General features: G+C 53.0%; 9 protein-coding genes and 1 riboswitch. Of the genes, 3 read left to right on the top strand and 6 right to left on the bottom strand.

What is annotated here, in order from left to right; translation table 11 throughout:
- Nucleotide 1 precedes the first annotated feature (1 nt).
- From L2W48_RS01975 to L2W48_RS01960, 4 genes are all read right to left on the bottom strand, one after another.
- On the bottom strand, nucleotides 2-1,060 hold the full coding sequence (locus tag L2W48_RS01975; protein ID WP_236098948.1) for a DUF1972 domain-containing protein: 1,059 nt from the start codon (nucleotides 1,058-1,060) through the stop codon (nucleotides 2-4).
- An 8-nt stretch (nucleotides 1,061-1,068) separates the two neighbouring features.
- On the bottom strand, nucleotides 1,069-2,379 hold the full coding sequence (locus tag L2W48_RS01970; RefSeq protein WP_236098947.1) for a sugar transferase: 1,311 nt from the start codon (nucleotides 2,377-2,379) through the stop codon (nucleotides 1,069-1,071).
- A gap of 80 nt (nucleotides 2,380-2,459) precedes the next feature.
- The gene (locus L2W48_RS01965) at nucleotides 2,460-3,773 is read right to left on the bottom strand and encodes a GumC family protein (protein ID WP_236098946.1); all 1,314 of its coding nucleotides are present in this window, start codon (nucleotides 3,771-3,773) and stop codon (nucleotides 2,460-2,462) included.
- A gap of 22 nt (nucleotides 3,774-3,795) precedes the next feature.
- A complete protein-coding gene (locus L2W48_RS01960; RefSeq protein WP_236098945.1) occupies nucleotides 3,796-5,979 on the bottom strand; it encodes an SLBB domain-containing protein in 2,184 nt (727 codons plus the stop codon).
- Between the two features lie 210 nt (nucleotides 5,980-6,189).
- Here L2W48_RS01960 and L2W48_RS01955 point away from each other — a divergent pair, with 210 nt between their 5' ends.
- A complete protein-coding gene (locus tag L2W48_RS01955) occupies nucleotides 6,190-6,888 on the top strand; it encodes a Synerg-CTERM sorting domain-containing protein (protein ID WP_236098944.1) in 699 nt (232 codons plus the stop codon).
- 104 nt (nucleotides 6,889-6,992) lie between these two features.
- Nucleotides 6,993-9,131, top strand: coding sequence for a YjbH domain-containing protein (locus L2W48_RS01950; protein WP_236098943.1), 2,139 nt, complete (start codon nucleotides 6,993-6,995; stop codon nucleotides 9,129-9,131).
- Nucleotides 9,132-9,146: 15 nt separating this feature from the next.
- Here L2W48_RS01950 and L2W48_RS01945 read toward each other — a convergent pair whose 3' ends face one another.
- Complete coding sequence (locus tag L2W48_RS01945; protein WP_236098942.1) at nucleotides 9,147-11,138, bottom strand: TonB-dependent receptor plug domain-containing protein; 1,992 nt, start codon at nucleotides 11,136-11,138, stop codon at nucleotides 9,147-9,149.
- Between the two features lie 62 nt (nucleotides 11,139-11,200).
- Nucleotides 11,201-13,435 (bottom strand): Synerg-CTERM sorting domain-containing protein, encoded by a 2,235-nt coding sequence (locus tag L2W48_RS01940; protein ID WP_236098941.1) that lies wholly within the window; start codon nucleotides 13,433-13,435, stop codon nucleotides 11,201-11,203.
- A 49-nt stretch (nucleotides 13,436-13,484) separates the two neighbouring features.
- Nucleotides 13,485-13,647, bottom strand: a riboswitch (cobalamin riboswitch).
- A 136-nt stretch (nucleotides 13,648-13,783) separates the two neighbouring features.
- Between L2W48_RS01940 and L2W48_RS01935 the strand changes: the two genes are divergently transcribed.
- On the top strand, nucleotides 13,784-14,146 hold the full coding sequence (locus L2W48_RS01935; RefSeq protein ID WP_236098940.1) for a hypothetical protein: 363 nt from the start codon (nucleotides 13,784-13,786) through the stop codon (nucleotides 14,144-14,146).
- Nucleotides 14,147-14,197: the final 51 nt, after the last annotated feature.

Below are 14,197 nucleotides of genomic sequence, written 5' to 3'. Positions count from 1 at the left end.
ATCAATCCTCAAATATCGATAAATATTTATCAGCTATGAGATCCCATCTATATCGTTTTTTTGCGGTTGCTTTCATTGCTCTGGCTATTTTGTCAAAGCTTGTTTTGCTTGTGCCTTGAAGAAGTTTTTCTAGATCTTGATGATTTTTAAAGTAAAGAGCTTGGTTATTGGTTGTATATCTATTGTATGATATATCAAAAGCTAAAACAGGAAGACCTAACCACATGGCCTCCACCAGAGAGGGATTTGTTCCTCCTGCGCTGTGTCCATGTAGATAAATGGAACAATTGGATCGCAAGGCGTTTAGTCTTTTTTCGTCGTATATAGGGGATAGTAATGATATGTTTTTTTTGCTTTTGTATTTTAACAATAATTCGCGCCCATATTTGCTGTTTTCCCAGTTTCCTACCACCATTAGTTTGTGATTTGTTTTTGAAAATGCCTTTAGCATGATGTCTATGTTGTTTTCTGGCTCGATTCTACAGACAGAAAAAGCGTAGGGCTTTTCGTAGTTGGTTAATTCTGGAGATACAGAGGAAGCATGGTCACCCCCATATTCTATAAGGGTTGCTTTCTTGTTGTATTCTTGAAGTACATAGTTTTGGATTTTTTTATTGTCTGCTATGATTGTATCAGAATATTTACAGGCAAATCTTTCAGAAATTTTTAAAAATATTTTTGCGTATTTCCCCCACTTTTCTCTTTTCCATTCTAACCCGTCGATATTCGTAATGATCTTTGGCCGTCTTTTTAAGATTTTTATTAGTGGCAATGTCATGCATCCTGAAACGCCTAGTATCAATAACACATCTTTATCTATAGACTTAAAGATTGAGATTGCGTCATATAAGATGCTTTGAATTCCGTTGGGATTTAGTCTGATGTAGCGCAACTTGGAATTATTGTGATTTTTAATTTTCGTATCGTAGATTTTGGAAGAGCAAAATACAGTAAAATTTAATTTATTGGATAGCTTTTTTGTGAGGTTTTCTGCCAGTGTCTCGAATCCACCGTATGCTGCGGGAATGCCAGCTGTTCCTATTATAGCGACAGATTTCATGTGACCCATTATTTAGCTCCCTTCATCCCGACCATTGTCCCAACGGTGGCTAGGATGATCGTCAGGTCCAACAGTATGTTCTGGTTTTTTACGTAGTATAGGTCGTATTCGGTTTTGCTTTTGTAGGTCTCCAGGTCCGAGGTGTAGCGATACTTTATCTGGGCCCATCCGGTTATCCCCGGTTTTATTCTGTGTCTGTCTTCGTAGAAGGGGATGGATCCGGAACACATTTTAACGAATCGATCTATCTCCGGTCTGGGGCCTACCAGGTTCATGTCTCCTCTTATTATGTTTATAAGCTGGGGAATTTCGTCCAGCCTTAGTTTTCGGATTACCCGTCCCGCCTTGGTGAGCCTGGACAGGTCCTGATCCGGGTCGCCGTGGCATTTTTCGTCCGCCTGAGACATGGTCCGGAATTTGTAAATGGTGAAGTGTTCTCCTCCCTTGCCCGTGCGTTTTTGTCTGAACAGCATGGGCTTGCCGTCGTCCGAGGCTATGGCTATGGCTGCCGCTGTCGCGAACGGTGCCAGTATTACGGACAGAATGGCCGCCGCCGCCAGGTTGAAGGATCTCTCTATCGGTCTGGAGGATATGTCCTGAAAGCAGATGGAGTAGTAGGACCGGTAAGAGTCCAGCACCTCCATGGGGATACGTTTTAGAACCTTTTCCACCAGATGGGGAAGATAGTGTATCTCTATGTCGGATTTTTTCAGTGTGTCCATTATGCTTTTGTCGTCCAGGGTACTTTCCTCCGTTATTACTACCGAGGTGGCGGAGGACCTTTTTTCAAGGCAGTTTTCCAGCTTCTCGACGTTTGCCTGGCAATATGCGACTGGGAGGAACTTTCTGGACAGGCTGTTGCTCATCTCGATCATCAGGCAGTGCCATTTTGCTTTGTCGCCTACAACTATGCATCTTTTAGAGGGGAACACTCTTTTTATGTACAGTGCTATTGCCGTTCGAAGCAGGGGCATGATTATCATGCAGGTGCCCATGGCTTTCATAAACCGCCATGGTCTGAGCTCGTAGAAGGGTAGAAAAAGCGCCACCATCCCTACGGCGAATACCCCGGATACCAACACCGCCGATGCGGTTCTTACGGCGCTTTCTTTTTTTCCGTTGATCAAGGTTATCTGATCGTAGCCTTTGAAGGAGTAGAGCCCTAATATCAGTACCAGATATATGAATCCATAGGCGCTTAGGCCCCTCATGGAGAAGGAGAAGAAGTTTTCCCTGCCTATGAATATAACGCTGGCCCAGTATACGACTGTGTCGAAGGCTAAAAGGCTCCATTTTATGTATTTTAGGTATCGTATCATTTAGGTCCCTCCCGGGGATTTTTTCTACGTACCCTTTTATTCTCCCGACGGATCCCCGGGCGGGAAATAGGGGTTTCCCCCTATTTCCCGTTTTTCCTTCCGAAGAGTTTCAGGTGTTTCTTCAACTCTGTCATCTTGGCGCTGCGTTCCGGATCGGACTGGGCGTTGGCTGCGAACTCCTTCAAAAAGGCCCCGAAAACCCCTATGAAGCCTCCGAGCACCGTTGCCAGGACCACTATGAGTTTCTTTTTCGGTTTATCCTTTTTTTCCGGGGGTTCCGCCGGGGCCAGCACCTGGACCACGCTTGGTTCCTGGGCCTCGGAGATTCTGGCGCTTTCGTACTGCTTCAGCAGCATTCCGTAAAGGGTTTCGTTGAATTTCATGTCTCTCATCAATCGGAGGTATTCCAGCCCCGCGTCGGGAAGGTCTTTTATGGATATGTCCGACGGCATGGTGGAGCCTGTGCTGGCCTCCATCCGCCTCAGCTGTTCTTTCAAACTTGCCAGCTCCGATTGCAGCCTTTTTACCTTGGGGTTGTTGGCCGTGGCGAAGGTCTGGGTGGACCTCAGCTCCACCTCTTTTGCCGTTACCTCCGCCCTCAGCTTTATGAGTCCTTCCATTACAGCCGAGGTCTGTTCTCCTACGTCCAGTATTCCCGTTCGTATTTGGTATTCCGAGAGGTTTCTTTCCGCCTGAAGAAGGTTGTACTGGGCGTCTTTTACCTGGTCTTCCAGAAACAGCCTCTGCTGCGAGGCCTGGCTGAAGGCAAGGCTCTGCATGAGTTCCTGAAGCTGTGCCACATATTCGTTGGCTATCTCTGCCGCCAGGTCCGGCGATGTGTCCGAGACGGAGATGGTTATTATGCCGCTTTTGGTGTCTGCGTTGGCCGAGGTTGCGTTCTTCAAATTCATTCTTACGTCGGACCTGAATTTCGGTTCCTCCGCGCCTGGTTCGCCTTTGGGCATGAGCTTTTCCGCCAGAGTCTTGATTCCCTCTTTTATCGCCTCCACCGGAGGTAGCCCCGGTTCCGGTTCTCTGTCCATCAGGCCGAATTTGTCTATTACTTTGTCCAGCACAGGGCGGCTTTTGACTATCGCCACCAGGGTGTCGCTGGGGGTGGTTACCCCAAGCATTCCCGCCGCGAAGTCGGGAACCCCCATCTGTGCCAGTGCCGCCATGGCTCCGGATCCTCCGCTTTGAGGCGGTATTACCTGGGTTTCCGCTCTGTAGATCGGTGTGGCCAAGAGGGCATAGGCTATCGCCAGAACGGCGAAGATGGTGGTTGTCTTTATTATGAACCATTTTCTTCTGGCCAGCACCAGCAGCAGGTCCAGCAGGTCTATTTCGTCTTCGTCGTAGTATTCCTGGGGCCTGGGCGTTTTGTTTTCGTCCATCTCTCGGTTGCTCTCCTTCATGTCAGTCGTTCACTATGTTGTCTATCACGGCGAAGGACATGGCCATCTGAGAGATCATCTCTATGAGGTCCTTTGTCTGTCTGGCTCCTATGCCGCTGAGTATTTTCTGAGGCACCACTATGGCGTCCCCTTCTTCCACTATGGCAGGTCTGTTTTTTCTGTAGGCCTGGACGGTGCTGCCGTCGGCCCGCAGTATGTAGGTTTTCTTCCAGTTGGCGTAGGTTGCGTAGCCTCCGGCCATCTTTACGTAGGTGCTGAAGGGCTGTCCCGGCCGGAACACAAGGCTGGTGGCCCTTTGGACCATTCCAAGTACGTGCACCGTGTTAGGCCTGGTGGGTATTATGAGCCTGTCTCCGTCGGTCAGCTCTATGTCGTAGGGGGTGCCTTTCAGCATGGCGACGGTTTTGGGCAGGCTTATGACTATCCGTCCCGTGGCCTTGAGGCCCTGCACGTTTTCCAGGAACTGTTTCTGCATGTCCAGCTGCGACCTGGCTGCGTCCGCCGTGTCCGACTTCGTGGCGCTGTTGACGGCGTTCATCGTGGCCATGGACAGTTCCTGTCTCAGTCTGGATATGGTTTCGTCTATGTGGGCCTGCTGTCTTTCCTTTTCCGCCTTTCTGGTGAAGATGGCCCCTCTTCTGAAGGCTTTGTCTGTGAAGCCTCCGGCTCTTTCCAGGACGTTTGAGAGCGGTTCTCCTTTGGAGATCGAGTAGACACCGGGATATTTGACCTCTCCCTCTATTTTGACCGATTTATACAAGTCCCATTCCGGAATGGTTCGTACGAAGATGTAGTCGTTCATCTCCAGCATTATGTTGTCCTGTGGGGATCCTTCCAGTGCTTGTTTTATGTTTACATGAAGTATTTCTGTTTGAGGGCCCTGTTGCGTTACCTTGACCCTGCTGATTTCCGCTATGTCGGAGGCCATGTATAGCGGACTGCCCGCTCTTTTCAGTATGTCCGATATTCTGGATCGTCCCTCCGTTATGGCGAAACGTCCCGGCTGAGGAACTGCTCCCGCTACGGTGACCATGATTTTCGGGGTTTTCGGCACCGGGTATATGCGAACTAGATCTCCGTTTTGGAGCTCTATTCCTCCTTGGGCGGTCGGAGCCAGGTTTATTATGTCTCCCTCGAAAGTGGTGCGCCTCTGTCCTTTTTCGAATCTTTCTATCTGGACCCGGCCTTTGTAGGCCCTCTGGGAGAGTCCACCGGCCATGTCTATCAGTTTGGCCAGAGGGATGTTCTTTCCCTTCATCTCGTAGACCCCTGGGGTGCGGATGTCTCCTGTTATGGCCGCCAGGTTTCCTACTGTGGGTATGAATATGACGTCGCCCGCCATGACTCTGGCGTCTTTGCTTTTGTCGCCTTTCATCAGGAGGTCGTAGGCGTCGAAGGTGCTTATGGTTTTTCCCTTCCTCTTAAGCTGTATGTTTCTCATGGTTCCCGAGCTGGAAGGGCCTCCTGACGCCATAAGTACGTTGACCAGTGTTGACAGAGAGGATACTGTGTAGGCTCCGGGGCGTCTGGCGTTGCCCGTTACGTATACCGTTATGGAGTGCAGCCTGCCCATGGTTACGTTTATGTCGAATTCGTTTAGGAAACGGGCGTAGGCTCTCTCGACGGCGTTTTGGAGCTGTTCGAAGGTCAGCCCTGCCGCTCCTATTACCCCCGCCACCGGCAGGGATATGGATCCGTTTCTGTCCACAGTTACGGAGAAGTGTCTTTCCTCCAGGCCCCAGACGGAGACGCGGATTTCGTCTCCAGGACCAACCACGTAGTCCGGACCTACCGGAACGTTTTGGACCGGGGCGAAGGTGGACTGAGGGGTTTTGAAGAAACTGTCGCCGTAGCGGGGTAATCTGGACGTGAAGCGGTTTTTTTCTCCTCCAAGCAGAAAGTCTTCCGGTTCTTGCTGGTTTTGCGACAGGTTTTTCTCTGAGAAGGGCTCTGTCTGTCTATCTTTTAGTGTTTTGTCTTCCGATACGACATCCGGTTCTTCCATGTATGAGTTGTCGTCTTTTACAAGATTGGGTGCCGCTATGGCCTGCATAGCCGCTATGTCCGGGCCGGCGGATCCGCCGTCGGTTTCCGCCAGGGCGGTGGTGCCGAATAAAAACGATAAAGCCAGTGCCGCAGTTACGGATGTTATGAAACCTCTAACTTTAGATTGTGTATGAAACACAGGGTAATCCCTCCCAAGTTTAGATCCAAGACGATGGGTCGATTATATGCGTTCACGGTATATTACGCTAGGTCTGTTTTCATGTATGCGTTTTTTTTACTTTTTTTTGGTTGAAATACTTGATACCAAGGGCGGAACAGGGTATATTCTAAGCGTCGCGTCGTTTTAATGCCTGAATACGAAGCACATATTTTACGGAGGTGTTGTTGTATGAAGAAGTTTCTTGTAAGCCTTTTGGCCGTAGCCGTGGTTCTGTCCATGGCAGGCGTGGTGTTGGCTGCCGATCCTCACGATCCGCACAATCCCACTGATGATCCCACGAAGCCTTCTGTTAAGCCGGTTACCTCCGGCGACGTAGTGGTTATCGAAAAGCCTACCACTACCACCAAGAGTGTCGATATCACCGTATCCTCCGACAAGACCGAGGTGGCCGATGCCATCAACAAGCTGATCACTGGTAATAACTTCATTCCCAGCTATGTCTACGTTGGCGGAAAGAGCCTCGACAAGATCGTTACTCCCGCAACCATGTTCCAGATGAGCGCTGTCAGCAGCGATCTTGCGAGCGTGGATAAGATGGAGATCATCGTCTCCATGGATGCCACCAAGGTTAACGCTGCCTTTATGCAGGCCCACTACGATGGAACTCTCCTTATCGACAAAACCAGCTATGATCTCAAAGCCAAGAGCTGGTACGGCGATCCGGTGGTTACCGCCGAGGCTATCTCCGACGATAAGGCCGTCAAGGTGACCGTCAACGGTCCCAAGTACTTCTTCACCACGGCGGACGTGGTTCTCGCCAAGACCACCGCTACTTCCAGCGGCGGCGATTCCTCCAGCGGCTGTAACGTAGGCTTCGCTCCTATGGCTCTGCTTCTTGGTCTGCCTCTGTTCTTCCTGAAGAAGTAATTTTTCCAAACACGCGACGTCGCAGCCCCCCTAACGGGGGGCTTTTTTGATATGCTTGTTCCATCTGATCCCCTTTCGTTCGGGACATGGGAGGTATGTGGACTATGAAAAGGGCGTTTTTATCTTTGGCCCTGGCGTTTTTATCTTTATCTTTGTTCGTCTGCCCCGTTTTTGCCGTCAGTCCGTCCAACGGAGGGTTTGCCGGGTTATGGGAGTATCCTACGGCGGAGGTTCCCGGAGACGGCAGAGGATGGGTCGGTTTTGGACGTTATGATCCCTATTCTCCCTACTACGTGAACATGGGGCTTTTGCCATGGATGGAGTTCAACTTTCGTCTGACCGAGTTTCGTACCGTTCCAATGGCGGTGTGGGATTACTATGTGGACAAGGCCATAGACGTGAAGTTTCTGCTTTACGGCCAGAAGGGGTGGATTCCCAGCTTTGCCGTAGGGGCCACCGACATATCGGGAACCAAGATAACCGACGCCAAGTATGCCGTCGCCACCTGGAATCTGAACGATTGGGCCTTGACGGTAGGTTACGGTTCCGATCGTTACAACGGTGTTTTCGGAGGTTTCAGCTGGCAGGCTCTGGACTGGCTGAAGTTCAAGGCTGAGTACGGTAATTTGGATTATTCGGGAGACAGGGTGTCCGGAACAAGGATATTGAAGGAAAACCCCACCTCCGATTTCAACTACGGTCTGGTGGCCTCCTGGGAAGATCTGAGCCTGTCCTTGAGCCGTCAGAGAGGGAACGAGTGGTGCTGGGCTCTTTCCTATTCCTTCGACGTTCACAAGAATTTCCTCGGAGGAAGAAAGAAGAGGATGGCCAAGCCCGAGGACGCCGAGGTTCTTTCCTGGGACGAGGTTTCCGCCGAGGATATGTCCTTGAATCTGGTGGAGGCAGTGGGAAGCTCCATCGGGGTTCGAGATGTAAACGTTTTGGTCGGAGACAGGAAGGTTTTGGTGGCCTACGAGAACATCGGCTACAGTTCTCAGGCCGAGGCACTGGCCAGGGTTATGGTCATGTCTTCTTGGCTGATTCCCTGGGATGTGGATTTCGTGGCCTTCGTGCCCAGGGTCAGAGGGGTTCCGATAGTCAGGTTGGACGTGCCTGGGTCTCAGCTCGGGCTGCTAAGGATGGGGCAGCTGAACCGTCACGACGGGAATATGGCGAAAGTCCGCTGGGCCAGGGGAAGCCGTTTTTCCGTGGCTCCCGACGAGGAATGGACCTTCTTCAGAAAGCCAGGAGAGACCCTTCACAAGGGACAGAACGCCTTCAAGGTAATGCTCACGGCGGATCTCAGGGTGGACAGAAAGACTACCAAGCCCTTTTTCATGTCTCGTTGGAGCGTGGACTACGTTTACGATTGGAGAAGTTCCGAGGGTATGGCGGCCCATCTGGACGTGCGTCAACCCTTCGCCAACGATATAGATCAGTGGTTCGAGACGGAGGTGAACGACGAGACCAGGATCTGGAAAGGGGTTTTCAGCTATCTGCATCGTTTCGGCGACGGGGTGTACGGTTTGGCCGAGGTTGGGTGGCTGGACGATATGTGGTTCGGGGCCAATCTCTGGGGTCGTTGGTACGGCAAAGACGGCACCTGGTGGGTCGGCGGACGATACAGTCTCTTGCACGAGAGGGATCCCTATAGTTTCGCAGGGCTTTCGGATAATCAGCTTTGGATATCTCAACCTACTAATATACCCTATGACGGGGAGTGGTGGTCCGTGTGGTGGGCTCAGGCCAACTACACCGTTATGCCCTACAACGTGGATCTGACCGCCGAGTACGGAAAGTTCGTAGACGGCGATATGGGCTACAATCTTCAGGCGACCAGGAACTGGGACGATCTTTCCATAGGGCTCTATTACAGGGTTACGGAAAACAAGATTCCCGGGGAGAACTACACCAAGACTGGTGCCGTTTTGGATATTCCCGCCGATGCCTGGTGGGGAACCGAGAGCGCTCAGTATTGGCATCAGGATATGAGGATAAACTCGGCCTGGATATACAACGGCGGTCGCATTCCCGGTGCCTGGAAGACGCCGGAGCAGCTGCTGGGGCAGCTTAGACCGGAGCTGCTTAGGCGTAATCTCTATCTTGCCCTGGACGATTACGGCCGTTCCCTGAGGGGCAGGCCGTCCTATCACGACGAGGTGCTCCGCAGCCACAGTCTGTACGATTACATAACCGGCGAGTACAGGGTTAAGGAGGACGGGGCCCTTTTGGGGGTTCAGTAGGGTCCCGTCGGTTTTTCAGAATTTGAGAGAGTATGAGAGGTGGAAGGTCCGTCCCTGAAGGGGATACCAGGGCTGCCTCTCGTTGCCGTAGTAGCCCGGGGCGGGAACTATCATCCGTTCCGGGCCTTCGTCTAAGACGTCGTCCACCCCGAAGACCAGAAGGCTGTCGTCGTTCAGTCTGTATCTCACTCCGGCGTTGACTATGGATAGGTCGTCGTAGACCGCCGTGTCGTCGTCGCTGTAGTAGTTGTCTCCGGTGAAGGTGTATTCGCCGAAGATCTGTGTTTTTTCGCTAAGGTCGTGGGTGAGTCTGGCGAACCAGGCCAGCTCCGGACGGTTTCTCAGCTTTTTGCCGTTTCGGACTCCGGCGGAGCGATTTTCTCCGTCCATCCAGGTGCAGGCCAGGTTTAGTCTCCATCTTCCCCAGTCGAATGCGCTTTCCAGCTCAAGCCCTTCGACGTGTCCCTTTCCTATGTTGCGGTACATGCTGTAGCGTTGGTTGAGCTGTATGAACTCTATGAGGTTTTCAGTGTCCAGGACGAAGGCCGTCAGGCCGGTTCTGCCGCTCCAGTTTTCCCCTTCCCAGGTTTTGTGTATCCCCAGATCGTAGTGGGTTCCCTCTTCCCATTCCAGGTCGGTGTTGGGAGCTATGCCGACTCCGTCGCCGTATTTTTCGTACATGTTCGGGGCTCTGTTGTATCTGCCGTAGGTTGCCTTGACCAGCCAGTCGTTTCCGGGTTTCCAGTTCAGCCCCAGGCTCCACGATGTGTGGTCCTCGTCGTCCTGGTAGTTCCATCTCACCATAGGTATCAGTAGGAGGTTTCCCATTTCGTCCAGGATTATAGTGTCCTGCAGGGTGGCGGAGGCGGAGTGCTGGCTGTAGTGGTATTTTTTCAGGTCTTTGTTTATCCGAAAGTAGTTTTCGTCTTCCGATATGTCCAGGGTTTCCTGTCCCCATCGGGCGGCCCATTCGAAGAAGTGTCTTTCTCCCGCCAGGAACGATCCGTTCAGGTCGGCGTTCAGCCTTTCCGTGTCGTATTCGGTGCGGTGGTTGCCCGGTACGATCGAGTCGAGGTCGCCGTCGGGGTCCCTGAAGGTTTTGTCCTGGGTTCCGTAGGAGATCCGCCATTCCCAGTCTCCCTGGTTTTTGCCCAGAAAAAGGTCCTGCCTTGTGGTGGTCTGGTCGGTTCTGGCTATTTTGGTCGATGTGCTGTCGTATCCCGGGGCTGGCATGGGTATGTCTCTGTCTCTGTTTTTGTAGGAGTAGCCCAGGTCCCAGTCGGAGTTTTCCCAGCGGAGGGCAAGGCTTCTGTCGTCCCATCCGTTGTTGGTCCTGTAGGTGTCGTAGTTCAAGGACGGGTTGCCCGGAACGGGGCGGTTCGTGTAGGGAAAGTCTCCGTCGGCGGTTCCCAGCTCGAAGGCCATGGAGAGTTTGCCCTCTCCTACCGGGGTGGCGTAGTTGCCGCTTAGTCGTCTTTCTCCGAAGGATCCCGCTCCTGCCGTTACCGATCCCTGTCCTTTTTCCGGCCTTTTCGTGGTTATGCTTATGACCGCACCCATTCCGGCTACGCCGAATTTAGGCGGAATGTAGCCTCGGTAGATCTCCACTGTTTCGACGTTTTCCACCGGTATGGCCGACAGGTCCACCGCCGATTCACTTCCCAGGTTTACCAGTATGTCGTCCACGTAGACCGCTACCTGGGCAGCGGTGCTTCCCCTCACCGACGCTACCGAGTAGCCTCCTCTTCCCTTTGCCTCTATGACGTGTATCCCCGCCGATTGTTCCAGCAGGTCCGGCAGGGTTTTGAACTCTCCCTTGGTCTTTTCCGGTTTTATGACCGTTACGGAGCCGGCGGATTTTTCCTGGTCCTCCATGAGGGTGGAGGCTGTGACGACGACGGGAGATACGGTTGTCTCCGTGGCCCAGGAGGAAACGGTCACGGCTGTGGCTGTCGCTATGGTCAGGGCGGCCAGGGTTCCCCTTTTCGTTTTCTTTCCGATTTTCATGTGGTCCTCCCTATGTGAAGGGAGGGCGATGTCTTCGCCCTCCCTTTTTCAGCGGTACCTTTCTAGCGTTTCTTCAGCAGTATCAGAAGGGGCAGCAGAAGGCTCAGAGTTCCGCCGGAGAAGCCGACGGCGTTGCAGCCTCCTCCGGATACGCCGGTTTTACCGGGGTCGTCCGAGGAGGTGTCCTTTATGCCCAGCCAGAGCGGGTCTATCAAGACGGTTTTTCCGCTCTCCGTTTTGCTGTCGCAGTGGACGAGGAAAAATCGGTCGGTTCCCGATTCCTTGGTCGATACGACGTTCGATCCTCCGTCGGCGTTGGTGAGCACTATCCTCGTGGTGATGGACAGGATGCCGCCTTTCATCTCCACGGAGAAGTATTTGTCGTAGTCGGCCGAGTCCTGCTCCTTAGCCAGGGCTGCCAGGTCGTAGGTGGTTCCCTGTATTTGCTTGTAGAAGGCCATTCTTGTCAGTACGGCCTTGACCAGCGTTCCCGATCCTCCTGCGATTTCGTCTTTGATCTCTTCGTAGGTGTCCGGTGCCTTGGTCTTCAGGTCCACCGACAGGCATACTTCCATGGTGGGGGTTCTGTAGATGCCCGTGTCGTCGGAGAGGGTTATCTCTATTTTGCGAGATTCGTCTCTGAAATAGGTTTCGTTCGATCCGGCCAGAGGAACGTCCGCCGAGGCGACCTGTATCGAGATGTCCTTTTGCTCCAGTTCGGCCCTGTCGTAGCTGACGATGTCGGTGCTTATGGAGTCGTCCAGGAAGGCCACTCCCATGTCGGGCGATACGACGTAGGCTTCGGAAGCGGTCTTGAAGCTGAATAGGTCGCCCTTGGTGGTTTTGTCGTTTGCCGTTACGTCAACCCTCCAGCTGTAGGTTTTGCCGGAGAGGAGGTTTACCGTGCCGGGATCTATCTCGGTTTTGGCCGAGTTCACCAGAACGGGATAGAGCTCGTCGGCGGCGGTTCCGAGGTGGATCGAGTATTTCTTGCCGTCGCTTCCGTCGGGCGAGTACCATTTGAAGGTCACGGCGTCGGCCGAGACGGTCGCTCCGTCGGCGGGAGACAGTATGGAGGCCTTGGCAGGGGCGGTTCCTCCAGCCGAGATGGGAACGATCGCCAGGGAGTAGGGCATGTTGCCCAGGTCGGATCCGTCGAAGGAGGCTATCTGGTCGCCTTTGAGGTCGAATCCCTTTATGTAGCTGTCTCCTTCTCCGGTTCCCCGGCAGGATATCCACATGATGTCTCTCTCTCTGTCCATGGCGGAGGCGTTCATCCAGGGGCCGGTGTAGACAGTCTGCATTTCGGAGGGCTTGGCCATGTCGATTTTGCAGAGTTTGTTGACCGAGGGCCAGCTTCCGTCGTTGAGGTAGGCTATGAAGTAGGCTGTGCCTCCGTCGTCCACCATGAAGTTTTCGAAGGCGTAGTGTTCGCCCACCCCTTTAGTTATGTCGTCTTTGCCCAGGAAGGTGGTTACCGGCATTTCCTCCGAGTCGGTGGTTATGTTTACTTTGTCTATTCTGGTTTCGTTTGTGGGGGCGACGTTGCCGTAGCCCATGGAGCCGCCGAAGCAGGTGACGTAGATGGCTCCGTTATAGTGGCTGATGTGTTTGGCGTTTTTGCCGACCTTGGCGTAGGCCTGTACCGAGCTGTCCTGAGGATCTATTTTGAGGAGTACGCCCGGGCCGTCGTTGCCGTAGTAGTCCGAGGGACTGTCGGAGCACATGAACAGGGCGTAGATATAGCCGTCGACGATTTTCATGGCGTTGAAGTAACCTGTTACGTAGTTCGGAACGTATTTGGGAAGTATGGTTGAGAAGTCCAGGCATAGAGACTCTAATCTGGAGAGGTCGTCTCCCTGGTAGACAGACATGCTGAGGTTGGCGTAGTTGGCCAGATAGACCCTGCCGTTGTGGGATGCCAGGTCGTAGACGTTGGTGCCTCTGTTGCCTGCGAAGATTCGGCTGCCGTCGTCGTAGGATCCCAGGGGGTACACGTACACCTGGTCCAGGTCCTGGTCGGTTCCCCAGCTGCTTCCGTTGGCGACCCATACGTAGGGGGAGCCGTCGTGGCTGTAGGTAAACACCTTTGAGTCGCCGTTCAGGTTAACTATACGGTCTGGCGTGGCTGTTACTGTTCCCTTGATGGAGTCCACCGACCCGAAGGTTCCGGCGGTGTAGGCGCTGTCGCAGGTGACGTAGAGAAGCATGGGATCGGCCCATCCCGGGGAGAGGGACAGGAAGATCAGGGTTATTGCCGTCAGTAGAGACGATACAGAGCGGATGACGGTTTTCATTCTTTTACCTCCTCAACAAAAATGGCCGTCCCTTCCCTCGAAGAGACGAACGGTTCGAACCTGGCTGGAGAGTGTCCGGACTCGGCTTCTTCCTCGGAGGACGCCTTCCCGACCTTTCGGTCAGTGGCATAGTGTCCTCTTCGTCGGCCTTACCGTAGCGGGGCTGTGCCGGTTTTTCACCGGCTTCCTGCTCCAGGGGTGTCGCTGATTGTTTCAATTTTGTAGTTGGATTTTACGATATGTGCCCCGATAGGTAAAGGGCGAGGAAGGAAGATCGGCTTAGATGGTGATATACTGATCCACAGGCGATGAACCTGCCGACACTGTGGCGGTCGAGGAGGTTTTTTTGTGTCAAAATCATATTGTTCCCGAATGTTTAAAGTTCTGTTTCTGCTCTGCGCGTTTTTTCTTCTTTCCGTCTCTTTCGTTTCCGATAAGGCAGAAGCCTCTCGACTGATTATACAGGTAGACGATGTGGAGGTTACGATTTCCGGAGATGTGGAGTCGGCGTGGAGAGATTTTTTGGTGTCGTTCGACAACGAGTCTAACGATATCGCCTTTCCAAAGGGTAATGTCTTCGTGGTAGGCGGCACGACCTCCGAGGGAGATGTTCAGTCTTCTTCCGGCGGCGGTGGCGGATGTTCCGTCGGCGTTACCCCCGTGAGCGCTCTGTTGCTGTTGTTGGGGGCTCTGCCTTTGATTCGGAGGTAGTTGGTCGTAGCGGTCGGTTTTTAGTGGTTGCGATTCTTTTGCGGGAGGCTC

Origin of the sequence: Dethiosulfovibrio russensis (assembly GCF_021568855.1) — a bacterium.
GTDB classification, from domain to species: domain Bacteria; phylum Synergistota; class Synergistia; order Synergistales; family Dethiosulfovibrionaceae; genus Dethiosulfovibrio; species Dethiosulfovibrio russensis.
This window is presented reverse-complemented; position numbering and strand designations above follow the sequence as displayed.

Coding starts and splice junctions, on each gene's coding strand:
- L2W48_RS01975 (WP_236098948.1), bottom strand. CDS start 1,060: ATGAAATCTGTCGCTATAATAGGAACAGCTGGCATTCCCGCAGCATAC.
- L2W48_RS01970 (WP_236098947.1), bottom strand. CDS start 2,379: ATGATACGATACCTAAAATACATAAAATGGAGCCTTTTAGCCTTCGAC.
- L2W48_RS01965 (WP_236098946.1), bottom strand. CDS start 3,773: ATGGACGAAAACAAAACGCCCAGGCCCCAGGAATACTACGACGAAGAC.
- L2W48_RS01955 (WP_236098944.1), top strand. CDS start 6,190: ATGAAGAAGTTTCTTGTAAGCCTTTTGGCCGTAGCCGTGGTTCTGTCC.
- L2W48_RS01950 (WP_236098943.1), top strand. CDS start 6,993: ATGAAAAGGGCGTTTTTATCTTTGGCCCTGGCGTTTTTATCTTTATCT.
- L2W48_RS01945 (WP_236098942.1), bottom strand. CDS start 11,138: ATGAAAATCGGAAAGAAAACGAAAAGGGGAACCCTGGCCGCCCTGACC.
- L2W48_RS01940 (WP_236098941.1), bottom strand. CDS start 13,435: ATGAAAACCGTCATCCGCTCTGTATCGTCTCTACTGACGGCAATAACC.